Raw genomic sequence first — 15,760 nt, 5'->3', positions numbered from 1 at the left:
CTTAAAGCTCCTTACTTAGTTTATATTGACGGCCTAGTTGGTCAGCAGCCATAATCGCCGATGCTACCGCCTCCTCCGTAATTGGGAACGGCATAGAATGAATGGATTCCTCAGCAATACAAGCTTTTTTAGCAACCTCAAGAAGTTCTTCGTAAGTTACATGCTCTACTCCGATATCTTCTAAGCACACTGGAAGACCAATCGACAGACAGAAGTCCAATACTTCTCTTAATTCCGTACGGTCCGCATTTTCAAGCACCAATTGAGCAATTGTACTGAAGGCTACCTTCTCACCATGATAATAATGATGCGTACCCTCTAATGCTGTTAAACCATTATGAATCGCATGAATCGCTGCCAAGCCTCCACTTTCAAAGCCCAGTCCCGATAATAAAATATTCGTTTCAATGATATTCTCCAAGGCTGGTGTTACAATATTCAAATCGCAGGCCTGCTTTGCCTTGAAACCATTTTCAAGCAAAGTGTCATAGCACAGTCTGGCAAGACCTAGCGCTGTTATCGTTCCTTTAGCTTCCCCACAAACACCTTCACGAACCCCGCAAGGTAATCCCGCATTCACATTGGAGTAAGAATTCGCGGTAGCTCTTGCTTCGAAATAAGTGGACAGTGCATCTCCCATCCCAGCAACAAGAAATCTTGTTGGCGCTTTGGCAATGACTGTTGTATCGATCATGACTACACTTGGACTTTGCTTGAAATAAGCATAATCATCGAATTCGCCTTCTGGGGTATAGAGTACTGCAGAGTGGCTTGTGGGTGCATCCGTGGCTGCTAATGTCGGAACGATAATCAGCGCTTCTCCCTCTGCTACGCATTTTGCTGTATCGATCGCCTTACCTCCACCCAAACCAATCGTACATGCACATTGATGTTCCTTGGCTAGAGCCTGCAATCTTGCAACCTCTTGTCTTGAGCATTCCCCATGAAAGCCGCTTTCAACAAGCGTTATATTAAATTTCTGTTTAGTGGATTCCAATTTATCTTTCACACGTGTAACATCATCTGGATGTGCAATGAGCAGTGCAGAATCACCGAAGGTTTTTACAAAATAACCTAAATTCAAAAGTTCATTCTCACCTTGCACATATTTCGTCGGACTGATAAACGCTCTTCTCATTTTCATTCCTCCTAGGTTGTATATAGTTATTATTATAGATTGCTCTATTTCGATATGCATGAAACAATAAGGTCTAAATAAAGCGTTTTCTTATCATGTTTTTTTGTCCACTCTTTTAGAAATTGTATTATCTTGTCCTTTTGTGCATAAATTCGCTATAATGTTCATTATGTTTCTATAACTTTCCTAGGAGAATATCATGATGCCCAAATCTCGCTTTAATTTAGAAGAAATTATTGATTTGAAGAAATGGGAGAAATTGCAGGACTCCTTATCACTTGTTACTAAAATGGCCATCCTTACCGTTGATTATAAAGGTGTTCCTGTGACTAAGCACAGCTTCTGTCAGCCTTTCTGTCAAGGCGTGCGTCAGGATTCTAACCTCTCTCAGTACTGTCAAAAATGTGATGCTCGTGCCGGCATTGAAGCTGTTCGCCAGAACAAGCCTTATATTTACTTATGCCATTTCAACATTATCGATATTGCCATTCCAATTATTATTGACGATCAATATTTGGGTGCAATTATGGCCGGACAGCTTAAGCTTCGTGAACCTGACGTGTCACATCTGGAGCAGATTGTATCTAGGCCACCTAATGTTGAGGCGAACAAGAAGTTTAATTCGCTCAAAGAGGATTATGATGCACTCCCTGTCTTATCCTATGATGAAGTAACGAAGTGCGTTGATCTGCTGCTTCAGTTGAGCACCTATATCGTAGAAGAAGCCATTCAGAAACGTACCACAGTTGATTTGTACAAAAGAGTGCTGACCTCAAATATTGACACAACTGCTTCAGCAGAAACCTTTGACGAGACAGACCGTGCGTATCGCAAAATCCAATCTATCCAGCAAGAACTGTCAGGGGCGCTCATCGAGACCAAATTGAAAAATGGGGCTCAAAGGTTCGTCTCTACAAATTCAGTGCTTCAGCCTGCGTTCGATTACATCTATGCTCACAAAAATGAAAATTTCAGCCTAAAAGAAATGGCCAAGCTTTGTCATATCAGCCCTAGTTATTTCAGTCGCATATTTACAAAAGAAACAGGTGAGAACTTCTCCCTCTTCGTTGCCAGGCTCAAAATTGAATGGGCCAAGCAGTTGCTGGAAACCACTGACGCACCTATTAATCAAGTGAGCGATGATTTAGGATTTTGTGATACTGGTTATTTTATTAAAACATTCAAACGGTTCGAAAACCTCACCCCGGCTGTATACCGGAATATGTATATGAGTTGATCAGCAAAACAAACCCTCCGTTAATAAAATTAACGAAGGGTTAACTCCTCATTCCCACCAGTGTTTCATTTCACTGAATCCTACATCCCATAGCTTCACATTCCCTTTGAGGGTAATGGTTATTTCGCTTACGGTAACTAACGCTGTATTTATAAGCTCAGCTTGTGGACTATATTGTTCAGTCGATTGAAGCATTACGTTACCATCAACTGCAATAATGAGTTCACTATTAGAATCAACATGATCAGGGAAACCAAAGTTGTAATATAGCAACACCTCTTTTTTATCATCCAAAGTGTATTTGTATTCTTTAATTTCTTTACCCTCACTGCTATACAAGTTCAATTTTGGTATGATTTTTTCACCTGCAATAGTGAAGCTGGGAAGATCATGCGTGATGGGCATACTTCCAGTAAGTTGTTTCAGTGTTTGTAATCCCTGTATAGGTCTTTCACTTTTCTCTAGAGTTACATCAATGATCTCAGAGATTCCCATGATTCCAATCAATAGAACAACAACAGTTAAAGCCGATTTAATAAGTGATTTCCAAGTGATTTTTGAAATAAATCCTATCTTATAGACGCAAAATCCGATCATTGCTCCTAACGTATTGGAAATGACATCATCTACATCAAAGGAACCTAAAAAAGTTAAAGCTTGAAGAGTCTCCAACACAAAAATCGTTAAGATAAACAAACAAATAAACTTTTTAAAATGAGTACGATACAACAAGGGAAATAATACGCCAAAAGGAATAAAGGCAGCGATGTTCCCAAAGTTATAAATCCAAGAAAAGGATAGGTCAGTGAGATTGGGAAAACGAAGCGGAACACTTTCTGGAATCAACATAAACGTGTATCCATACTGGCTTGTTGCATGCTCTACTCTATTGAAAGCAAGAAACAAAAAATATAAGATCAAAAGCGTATACAAAATAGTTCCTATAACAAGAATTTTGCGCAATTTAACTCCCATAATCACTTCACAATTCCTTCCATATGTCGATGGAATCAGTATAGCTCTCCAAAGTGACTTTCCAGTGACACAGAAGGTGACGATTTAGTCATTCAAAGCTTATTTCAATAATAAGACATCACTTTATCAAAACAACCTCATATCGCAGGAGGTTAGATCAGGTCAAAAAAAGGGTGCCCCGGCAGCCTTTTCATAGCTTTTGGAACACCCCTTGACGTGATATATGAGAATTAAATATCAAATTTATGTTTAGCAAGCCCTTCTACGATTTCGGGATCGTTATGCGAAAAGAATACACTTTGTTTCGTATCTAACGCAGCTATTCTTTCCAAATCTTCTTGGTTTAATTTGAAGTCAAAAATATTAAAGTTTTCGATGATTCGTTCTTTATGAGTAGATTTTGGAATGGCAATCACGCCTCTTTGGGTTAACCAACGTAAAACTACTTGAGCAACGGATTTCTGATGTTTTTCAGCGATTGAAATTAATACTTCATTTTGAAAAAGATTGTTTCTTCCTTCTGCAAAAGGTCCCCAAGACTCAATCTGCACATTCTTCTCTTTCATATAATTCGCACTTTCGATTTGCTGCTGAAAAGGATGAGTTTCAATTTGGTTGATTGCTGGTGTGATTTCATTGTGGGCAATCAAATCAATCAGACGATCCATTTGAAAATTGCTGACTCCAATCGCCTTGATCTTCCCCTCACGGTACAATTCCTCCATAGCACGCCAGGAGCCATAAACATCACCAAATGGCTGATGAATTAAATATAAATCTACATAATCCATTTGTAATCTATCGAGCGATTTGGCAAATGCTTTCTTTGTATTTTCATACCCGGCATCTTGAATCCAAAGTTTTGTAGTAATAAATATTTCTTCTCTAGGTACATCACTGCGTTTGATAGCTCTACCAACTGCTTCTTCATTTTGGTAAGCTGCTGCAGTATCAATTAGGCGATATCCTGCCATAATAGCTTCATAAACGCTCTCTTCACATTCTCTAGCATCATTCATTTGATAGACACCAAAACCAAGGATAGGCATCTCTACACCATTGTTCAGCGTTACTGTTTGCATATGAAATCCTCCTATTTACATGTTCTGTGATTCAGATTACAATAATTAGCCTAACAGGTTCGAGTAACACGAAGTCAAGCGATGCAGATTTTTTTCGCATTCATTCTAAGGAGGAATTACAATGTATACTGTGAAGGAAGTTGCCAAGCTGCTTGGTCTGACTGAACATACCATTCGTTACTATACAGATAAGGGTTTAGTCCCAACGATACAACGGGACAAAAATAATATACGTCTTTTTGATGACGACTCTATTAATTGGCTTACAGGTGTAAAATATCTCAAACAATGTGGGATGTCAGTAGAAGACATTAAAAGCTATGTAGACTTGTGTTTACTAGGCGATTCTACCATTCATGAACGTTATCAGATCATAATGGAGTATAAAGCAGCAGCTGTAGCTCAGTTGGAAGAGGCCAAGCTTAAAGTCAAATATATGGAAGACAAAGCCAGTCATTATCTAGACATTATCAATCATGTAATCCCGGATGACACAAATCCTGCGAAATGGGCGGACACTTCTAAAGAACAAGTGACAGATGAACAACCCACCTATCGGGAAATTAGCTATTGCCCCAGGAAATAAACCTGTTGATGGGAAGCTTTATGAACAATTATAAAAAAATGCATCGGGTCTATGGACTCGATGCATTTTTCTTGTTCTAATGGCTGTCTTAACTACTGTTTAGCAGGATTAAAAAAGTAAATTCTCAGAAAAATCGTGAATAAACTCAATGCCAAAAATAACACTCCTCCTAAAACGATGTACTGTGTACCCATTCCTGATATAAATAATCCGCCTACTGCTGTACCTATGGTTATTCCTAAGTTACCACAGGACAGGAACAACCCATTAGCAAAATCAGGGGCCTCTGGAACTGCGGATGAAATCCAGTATTGACTGATCAGATTACCTATTGCATAGAACAAACCCCATAATAAAACTGTTATGATCATAGGTCCTGTGGACGAACCCGTTACTAATGATAATAGATAAATGATTCCTAATATAATTGGAAATGTTATGACTGTTCTTATCGTATTTTTAAAGAGTAATCTTCCCCCTGCAAAGTTTCCGACCAAGCTGGCCAAACCATATAACAATAACACTAAACTTAACGTCTTCCCTGAAATATGTGTGATGGTCTCCAAATACTCTGCGATATAACTATTAACACTAGCTGTTGCTGATCCAATAAGTACGACCGCAATAATGGCTAACCAAACCATCGGCTTTTTTAATACGCTTATTTGAGATCCGTATGAAAGCCTTTCTTTCACTGGCATAGAGGGTACAAATAATAACGTCGCTATGAATACTAGGGCGTTTACGATTGTAAAGAATAACATCGCCATATCTACAGAACTTTGACTAGCAATATAATTAGTGATGGGTACACCAAGAACCATCCCTCCTGTCACGCCGAACATGACTTTAGAAACAGCTTTTGGAGCTTCTTCCTTACTGACTGAAGTAGCAGCTACTGTCAAAGCCAACGAACAATAAACTGGATGAAAAAAGGCTGGAATCACACGAGCAATTAATAGCACATTAAAGTTTGATGTGAAAATGGAAATGATATTCCCAAGAATAAAAATACCAAGTACAAGCAACATAACTTTTTTCCGGTTTAAACTTGAGAATAATAACGGCATCGTAGGACCAGCAATCGAAACAGCAAGTGCAAAGAGACTAACTAACAGCCCTGCTTTGGACACTGAAACATGATAGTTATCTGCTATTTGAGGTAATATTCCTATTACCCCCATTTCAGTTGTTAGGATTCCGAAGACTCCAATAACTAGAATAAGTAAATACAAATGATTTTGTTTTGCCATATTAACCCCTTACCCATATATATTTTTTTATGCTCGAAAGTAAACGCTAGTGAATTATTACTCTCATGTGTATTATTATTGATGAGTTAAGTTTCTTCAATTAGCAAATATCCGTGATCCGTGTAATAATTCACACATTGCTTTGATCTGTTTATTATCTGCAAGAAAGTTTGGTGACTCTACGTGACAAAGGTTGATAGAAGAATTCTTAAATCTCAGGCAGCCATAAAAAAAGCAATGACTGAACTGATGTCTGAAAAAAAAATTCGATGCTATAACGCTAAAAGATATTTCTGACAGAGCGGATGTTAGTCGAAGAACAATCTATCTGCATTACGAGGATAAATATGATTTATTAGATAAGTTAATTGAGGAACATATCAATGAACTTAGAGAATCCTGCAGTTCAGAATCGGAAATAAGCTCAGCACATCATAAGTTGACCTGGTTTGAATATTTCGAACATAATTATTTTTTTTTTCAGCGATGTTATCTAGTAAAGGAGCTCCCTTCTTTCGGAGTCGGTTTCTTGAGTTTGTCATCGAGGATATCAAGAGTGAATGGGAGATGTCAGAGGGAAAAAAACAGGGGTTGTACGAAGACGTTATTCTTCAGTTTATTGCACCAGCGTATGTAGGGATCGTGGAATGGTGGTTTACAAACCAAATGCCTTATCCACCTGACGTTATGGAAAAACAATTGGAAATTTTATTGGATAATAACCTATCTTAAGTTTCTAAACCCAAAAGCCCAACTTCTCCGTAAACCAATAGAGAAGTTGGGCTTTTATTAATTATTATCTTCAAGATATTGATAAACGGCCATCATTTCTTGTTTGTTCAACTCACGAATACGATTGAAAATTGGAATATCTGCCACTGCTCCAATATTTGAGCCTTCAGACACAACATCACTTACATTGCCTGTTAGCCAGGTCTGAACATCAATACCTTCAACGATTTCCTTCCGGCCCTCATCATTAATTCCACTTGCATAACAACTAACACATGGAATCGTTAACTTATAAACGCCATCGTGGAGTCCATCTTCTGATATAACTTTCTTTCCTTTACAGAATGGACATGGTTGACTAGCTTTTATCTTATTAATTAAAGTGACCAATTTTTTGTAACCAAACGCTTCATAAACATAGGTCAGCTTTTTGTATTTTCCATTCGTGAAATACTTATCAATGATGTTTTCTCTGGTTTCGGTGATATTGTCAAAATCACAAATGGTGATTCGATTATTTATGCTAATGGATTCTATACTATTGCTAATTATTCCCCAGAAAGGCAAGGCATTTTGCAACACCATTTCATAGTGTGCAAAGCTTGCCAGCTCTAGTTCAAGCATTTTCAGAGCAACTTGTGTTTCCCTTGGTAAAAGAGAAACTTCCTCTGTCAGAAGCATATCGCCGCCGACAATGGCTTTCATTTTTTGGAGTGCCGCTAATTCACCAACAGTTCTAATCACTTGTTCGAGAGGTTGTCCAATGATCTCACGAATATCCGTGTCACCAAACTTTAGCTTCTTATGATGATTAAGTACGGTTCCTTGACAGATTGGACAGGTAATCATTATTTTAGATTGTTTGATATGCTCTTTAATAATAGCCTTCGATATCACCATGTAGTTCCCAATGATGTAATTAAAGCCTTCCCAAGTCCTCGTTGCTTTGCTTGCCTTATCATAAAATGACTTTTCCCAATACCCGTACCAAAAAGTATGCTTTTCTGCATCCGTCATCTCATTATAACTTTTGCTGAGATCATGTCCGAGTTCATTCTTAATCTCTTCAAAGATGAATTTTATTTTGGGGAATTGATAGAATTTTAGGATATCCATTGCATCTGGATGCAATAAGCCCTCCCAAAACGGTATATTTTTGTCCTGAAGGACAACTTCAAAATCAAACTTTTCAACGACTCGACGTCCCTTACAGCATGGACAATGATTGTCTTGATAATAGAAATCGAAGCTACTCGTATCTTTATTGGTGGGATGCGCCGTTACAATATGGTTAATCAAGCCACCAATCTCATACAGAAAAGTATATTGACTATATAAGTGGCGTTCTAGATCAATAGCGATGACAGGTGCAATGGTATCCGATTCGTATTCACCATAAATCAAACGCGCCATAGAGGATAAGCTTTTTAAGATGCCGCCTTTATAGATATTTTCAGCATTTTTAAAATAGGCAATTTGATCATCTTTTAAGTAGTTAACACCATTTTCTTGACGCAGTGTTGAAGAAATCTGCAATGGAGCGACAGTCGTTTCATTGTTGTGTTGACGATAATATTCTTCATGGCTGACAACATCGAGATGCTCCACGGGTTCAAGCTGTCTTTTGCCAAAATCAACGATAAAATCAGAGTTTTCCAGCATATACGAGTTATGTTCAATCATCATAATGGATACAGTTTCATCCTGAAGAATAACTCTAATGCTATCAATGAATTGATTTAGAATATTTTGTGATAACCCTTTGGAAGGCTCGTCAAAGATGAATAGCGTACTCGGATTTCTTGAACCCGCGAATAGCTCAGAAACTAAATGGACACATTGAAATTCACCTGTTGATAAAGACTGTGTTTTTCTTTCCAACGTCAAATAACCAAGGCCAAGCTTGATCAATAAACTTAAGCGTTTATGAGCAATGTCTTCATTTGGCAATTCATCAATAATATCTTCAATCGAGCGCTGAAAAATATCATCAATCTCTTCACTGTATTTAGTGAGTTTTCTTTTAATATCTAGAAAAGTTGCAACGGTCGACCGACTGGTAATCGATTGGTTTCGATCTTGCCCCACAATGACCAGCTTATCTTTGGGATATCGTGTAACAAAATCTTTGGACATACACTCATTGACCAGTGTAGACTTACCACATCCAGATTCACCAGTGAATGTTACAAGTCTATTACGGGGGATCTGAATTTCAGCCATTTGAACATTACGACAGTAAAGATCATGAAAATGATAGTATTCAGTGGGTGTAGCCTGATTTATCTCCCCATTGATCGGCGCAGGACGTGGTGATTCTTCAACGATTTTCCCGCCATATTTCCCACTACCTGGTCCGAAGAACAATTGATCGTCCATTATGTCTAATACCGTGTCCGAATGATCAATAAGCCAAATTTGATTCTTAAAACCTAATTGTTTAATCTGCTCTAATATTTTCAAAAGGGTTTGGTGATCCAGACCCACAGAGATTTCATCTATGATAATTACGGTGTTTTCACTGGTTGCCATAAATTCAGCTAAGTAAAGTCGTGTTAACTCTCCACCTGACAAAGTACCCATAATCCGATTTAAGGTTAAATAACCAATATTCATATGGATAATGTTTTTTAGAATGTTTTGTTTACCTTCACTAATGTTCAGCACTTCTGCTAGAGATAAAATGGTTTCGACACTTAAATCGTTGATATCAGAAATACTCATGTCTTGATTCAATAACTTCATTTTGTATTGTTCAGTTTCTTGATTATAGCGCTTCCCCTTACACTTTTTACATTCGACATTTTTAGTAGTTCCGCGACCTTTACAATCTGGACACCAGCCTAGTTCATTATTAAATGAAAAAACCTCTGGTGATAGGTTATATTGTTCAGCAATCGCAACACGAATCTCTGTAAACACACCCGTATGTGTGCCAATAGTTGATCGAGGATTAGAAGAAATGGATGATCTCCCTAGAAAAAGTACAAGCGGCATTTCTTCCATCTGAATCGCACTGAAATTAGTTTCCATAATGTTAGGGAATAAATACTGATATTCTGCCTTTGGCAATAAAGAAACGAGACGCTTCTTGGATTCTTCACCGATGGTTTGACAAAAAGTAGTTTTACCAGAACCGGACAAACCAGCAATCCCTAGGGATTGATCTACTGGTAGTACTGCATCTAACTTATTAATATTGTTCGCAATTAATCGGTTTATTTTCATAGTGGTATCATCTCATCTCCATTCTCTTCATGTAGTATTGCCATGATTTATCCCATTAAAAAGGGCACTTTCCATGTTTCAGAAAAGCGCCCTATTCTTGAAATTACAGTTCTGCTAATACTTTTTCAAGCTGACTGCCCATATTCGCCCAAGCATATTTAGCACCCTCGATAGCGCCTTGGCGAGCTTTGGTCTCCTCACTAAATCCAGATTGAGCAAGGTGCAGATGAACTTTACCATCTTCCTCTTTGCTCAAAGTCCAAGTAACTGTTGTACCTTCTCCAGCACTATGCCAAGTATAGGATAATGTATGTGGCTCGTCTACTACGAGAACCTCGCAATCAACAATACCATCCCACCATTCATTTGGCTCTGCACGAAATTGAAATTTATGCCCTACGACTGGCTTAAAGTCATTGCTCCAAATCCATTTCGCAAGTGTATCTGAATCCGTCAGAGCGTTCCATACCTTCTCGATGGAGCTAGTAAATTGATAATCTAAGGATACATCCGGTTTCATTATTCTTCCTCCAATAAAAGTTTTAGTTTATCGATTCTTTCTTTCCAGAAGCCTTCGTAAAAAGATACCCAATCCCGAATTTCTTTCAATGGATTGGCATTCAAACGATACCTCGTTTCTCTACCAACCTTTCGAGCAACTACAAGATTAGCATCTTTAAGAATAGACAAGTGCTTAGAAACTGCAGTACGACCCATTTCAAAATGAATCGTGATTTCATGTAGGGGTATTTCATCAACATCAGCCAGGATTTGAAGTAATTTTCGCCTTGTTGGATCTGCAACTGCGTCATATACATCTCTCACTTGACTATTATCGTTCAAAACCACCCCCACCTTTTCCGTAATATTACCTGTAGTGTAACTGATTATACTTCATCAGCACGTAATTGGACACCATTTGGTGTCTATTTGATTATAGGACACCAAATGGTGTCGTGTCAAGATTCCTATTCCTTCCATTTTTACTTATCTGATTAAGATTCGATATCCCAAAGAGGATGATATTTTTATGCCACAATGTTTTGTTAGATTCAATCCATGAAGGAAAGAGAACGATCTTTCAATTTACCCTTAAACGCTATAAATAGATTAGACACACAAATAAGCGGATACCTCCATCATGGGGTACCCGCTTCTAATTATTTACGTTTCAATTTTAAAGCCTTTCGAGAACGATTTTTTCGTTTCTGCGCTGCTCTTCTGCATTTATCGCATTTATGAGTTTTCGTACATTTTTTACATCTCTTTATTTTGTGAGGTTTACGGATGTTTTTACATGAATCACATTTATGATCTTTACCGCACTTTTGGCATTCTTCGCCTTTCTGAATATGAATAACGAATGTCGAGGAATTATTGGTTGGTACCGGATCTGGTGTTGATGCACTCACTGTTGCCGTATTAGAGATCATATCCTCTGCGAAAGAGCTTATTTTCCCTCTAATTATAACCGTGACTGATGATCCGTTAGCCAGTGTTCCTAATGCGTAAGAACCGCTCCAAGGTGAATAGTTCAATCCACCATTCGTAGAGAACTCGACATTTCTAAGCATACTTGAAACAATATCTGTTAAAGTTACATTTTCTGCATTCGAAGGTCCTGCATTAGATACTACTAATGTATAGCTGATCAACTGACCCGGGCAAGCTCGGTCCGCACATCCAAATTTGACAATGGATACATTCGCTGTTCCGATAATATTGACCGTAACCGTTGATGTATTATTAGCAGGATTTAGATCCGTTGTTGTGGTACTTACGATTGCCGTATTGGATACTGGTCCACTAGAGAAAGTGTTCACGATGCCTCTAATTAATATCGTAATGGAAGCGCCATTTGACAATGCGCCTATACTCAAGGAACCACCCCAAGGAGCAAAGGTCGTTCCTCCATTCGTAGAAAATTCTACGTTTGAAAGCACATTAGACACCGCATCAATTAAAGTTACATTCTCAGCGTTGGACGGTCCAGTGTTAGACACGACAACGGTATACGTGAGGGGTTGACCGGGAGCTACGGGATTTGGACTCGCTGTTTTTACAACTGAAAGATCCGCCGAAATGTTGATTGGAGTACTGATTGTTGATGTGTTATTCGATAGATTTAACTCTGATGAATTCGCAGTCGATATTTTAACGAAGGAGAGCTCGGAAGATGCATTCACCGGAATAACGATGGTTGACGTGTTGTTCGTTGGATCCGGGTCTGGTGTTGTCGAGCCAACGGTTGCGGTATTGGTAATTGTATCCACCGCTTCGTTGATAACTGTCCCTCGAATGATTATTGTAAGTCCAAAGCTGTTTCCCAATGTGCCGATCGTATAGGAACCCGACCATGGATTAAAGGTCCTTCCTCCATCGATTGAAAACTCTACGTTAATAAGCTGATTTGGTACACTATTTGTAACTACCACATTATCAGCATCAGAAGGGCCTTCATTCGTTACCAGCAAGTTATAGGTGAGCAATTGTCCTGGAATAACGGTACTCGAGCTCGATGTTTTAACGATAGAAAGATCCGATGATGCATTCACTGGGGCACCGGTCCTTGACGTGTTGTTCGTTGAATCTGGATCTGGTGCAGATAAACTTACGATCACCGTATTCGTAATGTTTCCTGTAGCAGACTCTTCAGAGCGTTCTGGGTTAATGATTTTACTAGGAACAGCATCTATTAACATAACCCCCTCGGTATCCGATGGGTCGTCATTAGTAACGCTCACAGTATTGAACAGATCCGGGTCAGCTTCTTTGATATTCGGCGAATCTGCAGAAGGATTTACTGTCCTCCCCTCCGTTAAGGTAACATTTTCCCTATTAGAAGGTTCTGCAATGGTCGTAAAAATAGTGGGAGTAATTACTTGACCTGTAGTGACTGGAGAAGTGATTGCTGTTTTCTCAACGGTAAGATCAGCCGAATTGATAATCGGAGTAACAGATGTCGAAGTGTTATTAGACAATTCAGGATCGGGTGTTGTGGAGTTAATCGCTGCTGTATTAATAATCGTTCCAACAGATGAATGAGATACTATTCCTTGAAGTATTATTATAACTGTATTCCCGTTGATTAATGTTCCTATGTTATAAGAACCGTCCCACGGATCAAAGGTAACGCCTCCATCTACAGAGAATTCTGGATTCGTCATTTGACTAGGTACGGCATCGATTAACATTACATTCTCTGCTAATGATGGTCCTTCATTTGACACAACGATCGAATATGTCAATAAATCTCCTGGGACGGCAAGTGTTGGATCTGCTAATTCGATTACGGACACATCTGCTGATTGATTCACCGTTGCAAAGGAAGTTGATGTGTTATTTATTGGATCCGGGGCTTCAGTAGTACTGCTTATGATTGCCGTGTTGATAATCGTCCCCACTGCAGTATCGCTAACCGTCCCGCGTATCAGAACTGGAATGGATTCATTTGCTGGCAATGTTCCCAAGCCTATGCTTCCAGTCCATGCTAGGAAAGTTGCTCCCCCGTTTAGACTGTATTCTGGATTAAGGACTTCCGGTGGAATCAGATCGGTTAACAAAACATTTAAAGCGGCATCCGGTCCGTTATTTATAACTTTAATGTAGTACTCCAGCTCTTGACCCGGAAAAACAGGAATAGGAGTATTCGATTTGTCTACCAATAAATCTGCTATGTTATTAACCTCAAGAATATGATCTTCTACCTCTCCGTCAGATGCCGCTCCCAAGCTTCTTGTATCCACTGCTGTCGGAGATATATTTTGGTTCACTAGCGTATCCGTCGTAAATTTGAGTCTGACAAAAGTTTGCGTAGGCGCCAGAATTACTCCAGGGGGTAATGTAAAGGTTAACGGTACAATTTGTATTCCGGGCCGGGAAGATACCACCTGAACCGGAGCCGCTTCATTCCCTTGAAAGATGCCGTTTGTGTTAAAGTCTAGCCATCCGTATAAGTTAGCTGTACTTCCGATTGTATTGGTCACTGTTGCAAGAAGTGTGTAACTGGTGGCACTTACTGAAAGTGTTGTGAGAGGAACTGAAAGTCCATCGATCTGAATCCCCTTCGATATATCGTCACCCGTTACAGTAGAATTCTGATCCGCGTCGAGCTCTGATGTTATTTGTGTCCCGAGAACAAGTCCATTTCCTGATACAGTATCTGAAGTGTCACTAAAGTCCAAATTAATAACAGCTTGAGGACATAAGGTAGCATCATTAAATGAAGTAGTTGCCGTGTTAGAGAATAGGGTTGCCGTAGCCGTGTTGCCAACGATGGTGTAGCGATAGATATTACCCGTACTATTAGAAATCGCATAAATATTATGGTTAAAATCGATCGCCGCTGCTCCGAACGGTCCAGCGTTACGTGGGGTTGTCGTTATATTTGTAATCGCACCCGTAGCAGGATTTACTCTTTCCATCACACCTGTTGGTGTGATGCCATATAGACGACTATCTGAGCTATTATAAACCCAGCCGCTGACATTTAGAGCCGAGCTCAAGGGAACGCCAAAGTTACCGGTTTGCTCGGAAAATTCATTGACTGGGTTTACCAGCTTCAAATAAGTAGAAGCGTTTGGCCGGAGATCAATTACATAAAATCGAGATTCTTTATTAACAAAAATATAAAAGAAACCATTCAAATCAAAGGTTCCCGTGGTATAGCTGTCCGAGGGAAATCCGGGTGGCAGTGGAAATAATGAAGTGACGTTTCCACTGTTATCTACTCGAACGAGATTATTATTAAGCTGATCATATCCATAAATATAGTTATCCAGTGGATTATATCCGATTGCATTTATATCTACAGGTGGACTAACCGTTCCTTGAATAACGGTTGCACCTGTTACAACATTGAGGTAATACCAAACGGAAGGTCTTCCTGCAAATTGAATCATTGTTGTATTACAGCTTAAGGGATTATTTGTAGTATCATGGCTAAAGTTCTGATTGGCTAAAGTTGCATTATTGCTGATTTGAGACTTTGTAACGGTTAAGGTCAGTTTTCTTGGCCCATTTGACATTGTAAATCCACTTGGCTGCGAAAAAGTAGTTGGCGGACAAGTAACACCCGAATCTGTAACCGTCTCATAAACGAAATAACTTCCCGCAACGGTAATCGGAAAACTATAAACTCCATTGACATTCGTTAGCGTAGAAACACAAGTTCCACTCGAATTACTATATAGAACAACACTAACATTCGGAATCCCGGGTTCACCAGGATTAAACTGCCCATTATGATTTAAATCATTAAACACTGTTCCAGTAATGGTTGCAGCCATATAGCTTAATCTCCTTCCTCAACTGAACATTTTCAATTGCATACTTAAATGACCTACATCTATTATTGAAAATTTAGTAACCATTTTGTTCGTATTAGTAATACGCAAATGACTATTAGTGGGTGAGGGCTAACGCACAATCTGGGTAATTGTACTTTACTCTAAAACAAAGGCATCGAATCTGTGGATTCGATGCCTTTGTTTTAACTTGTTAGAAATCTTTATTTTTTTTATTAAGCAT

General features: G+C 39.0%; 10 protein-coding genes and 1 pseudogene. 3 read left to right on the top strand and 8 right to left on the bottom strand.

The window, feature by feature from the left end:
* Position 1: 1 nt before the first annotated feature.
* Positions 2–1,138 carry a glycerol dehydrogenase gene (locus ACDZ28_RS24060; protein ID WP_375102954.1) on the bottom strand — a complete coding sequence of 379 codons (1,137 nt, stop codon included), beginning with the start codon at positions 1,136–1,138 and terminating at the stop codon, positions 2–4.
* Between the two features lie 202 nt (positions 1,139–1,340).
* On the opposite strand from ACDZ28_RS24060, the gene ACDZ28_RS24055 reads away from it, so the two are divergent.
* Positions 1,341–2,375 (top strand): PocR ligand-binding domain-containing protein, encoded by a 1,035-nt coding sequence (locus ACDZ28_RS24055; protein WP_375105404.1) that lies wholly within the window; start codon positions 1,341–1,343, stop codon positions 2,373–2,375.
* Between the two features lie 48 nt (positions 2,376–2,423).
* Here the strand turns inward: ACDZ28_RS24055 and ACDZ28_RS24050 are convergent, their stop codons facing one another.
* A complete protein-coding gene (locus ACDZ28_RS24050) occupies positions 2,424–3,350 on the bottom strand; it encodes a VanZ family protein (RefSeq protein WP_375105403.1) in 927 nt (308 codons plus the stop codon).
* Positions 3,351–3,580: 230 nt separating this feature from the next.
* Positions 3,581–4,432, bottom strand: coding sequence for an aldo/keto reductase (locus ACDZ28_RS24045; RefSeq protein WP_375102953.1), 852 nt, complete (start codon positions 4,430–4,432; stop codon positions 3,581–3,583).
* Between the two features lie 121 nt (positions 4,433–4,553).
* Between ACDZ28_RS24045 and ACDZ28_RS24040 the strand changes: the two genes are divergently transcribed.
* Positions 4,554–5,018, top strand: a complete 465-nt coding sequence (locus ACDZ28_RS24040) for a MerR family transcriptional regulator (RefSeq protein ID WP_375102952.1) — start codon at positions 4,554–4,556, stop codon at positions 5,016–5,018.
* A 92-nt stretch (positions 5,019–5,110) separates the two neighbouring features.
* Here ACDZ28_RS24040 and ACDZ28_RS24035 read toward each other — a convergent pair whose 3' ends face one another.
* On the bottom strand, positions 5,111–6,271 hold the full coding sequence (locus tag ACDZ28_RS24035) for an MFS transporter (RefSeq protein WP_375102951.1): 1,161 nt from the start codon (positions 6,269–6,271) through the stop codon (positions 5,111–5,113).
* A 183-nt stretch (positions 6,272–6,454) separates the two neighbouring features.
* Here ACDZ28_RS24035 and ACDZ28_RS24030 point away from each other — a divergent pair.
* Positions 6,455–7,003: pseudogene (locus ACDZ28_RS24030) on the top strand (TetR/AcrR family transcriptional regulator).
* 57 nt (positions 7,004–7,060) lie between these two features.
* Here ACDZ28_RS24030 and ACDZ28_RS24025 read toward each other — a convergent pair.
* The 4 genes from ACDZ28_RS24025 to ACDZ28_RS24010 all read right to left on the bottom strand — a co-directional run bounded on the left by ACDZ28_RS24025 (position 7,061) and on the right by ACDZ28_RS24010 (position 15,519).
* Positions 7,061–10,231 (bottom strand): ATP-binding cassette domain-containing protein, encoded by a 3,171-nt coding sequence (locus ACDZ28_RS24025; RefSeq protein WP_375102950.1) that lies wholly within the window; start codon positions 10,229–10,231, stop codon positions 7,061–7,063.
* 103 nt (positions 10,232–10,334) lie between these two features.
* Positions 10,335–10,751, bottom strand: coding sequence for an SRPBCC domain-containing protein (locus tag ACDZ28_RS24020; protein WP_042127759.1), 417 nt, complete (start codon positions 10,749–10,751; stop codon positions 10,335–10,337).
* Positions 10,751–11,080, bottom strand: coding sequence for an ArsR/SmtB family transcription factor (locus ACDZ28_RS24015; RefSeq protein ID WP_375102949.1), 330 nt, complete (start codon positions 11,078–11,080; stop codon positions 10,751–10,753). Before ACDZ28_RS24015 ends, ACDZ28_RS24020 begins: the two co-directional genes overlap by 1 nt.
* Before the next feature lie 311 nt (positions 11,081–11,391).
* Positions 11,392–15,519, bottom strand: a complete 4,128-nt coding sequence (locus ACDZ28_RS24010) for an SdrD B-like domain-containing protein (protein WP_375102948.1) — start codon at positions 15,517–15,519, stop codon at positions 11,392–11,394.
* Positions 15,520–15,760 lie beyond the last annotated feature (241 nt).

Origin of the sequence: Paenibacillus sp. RS8 (assembly GCF_041956825.1) — a bacterium.
Lineage (GTDB): Bacteria > Bacillota > Bacilli > Paenibacillales > Paenibacillaceae > Paenibacillus_AQ.
This window is presented reverse-complemented; position numbering and strand designations above follow the sequence as displayed.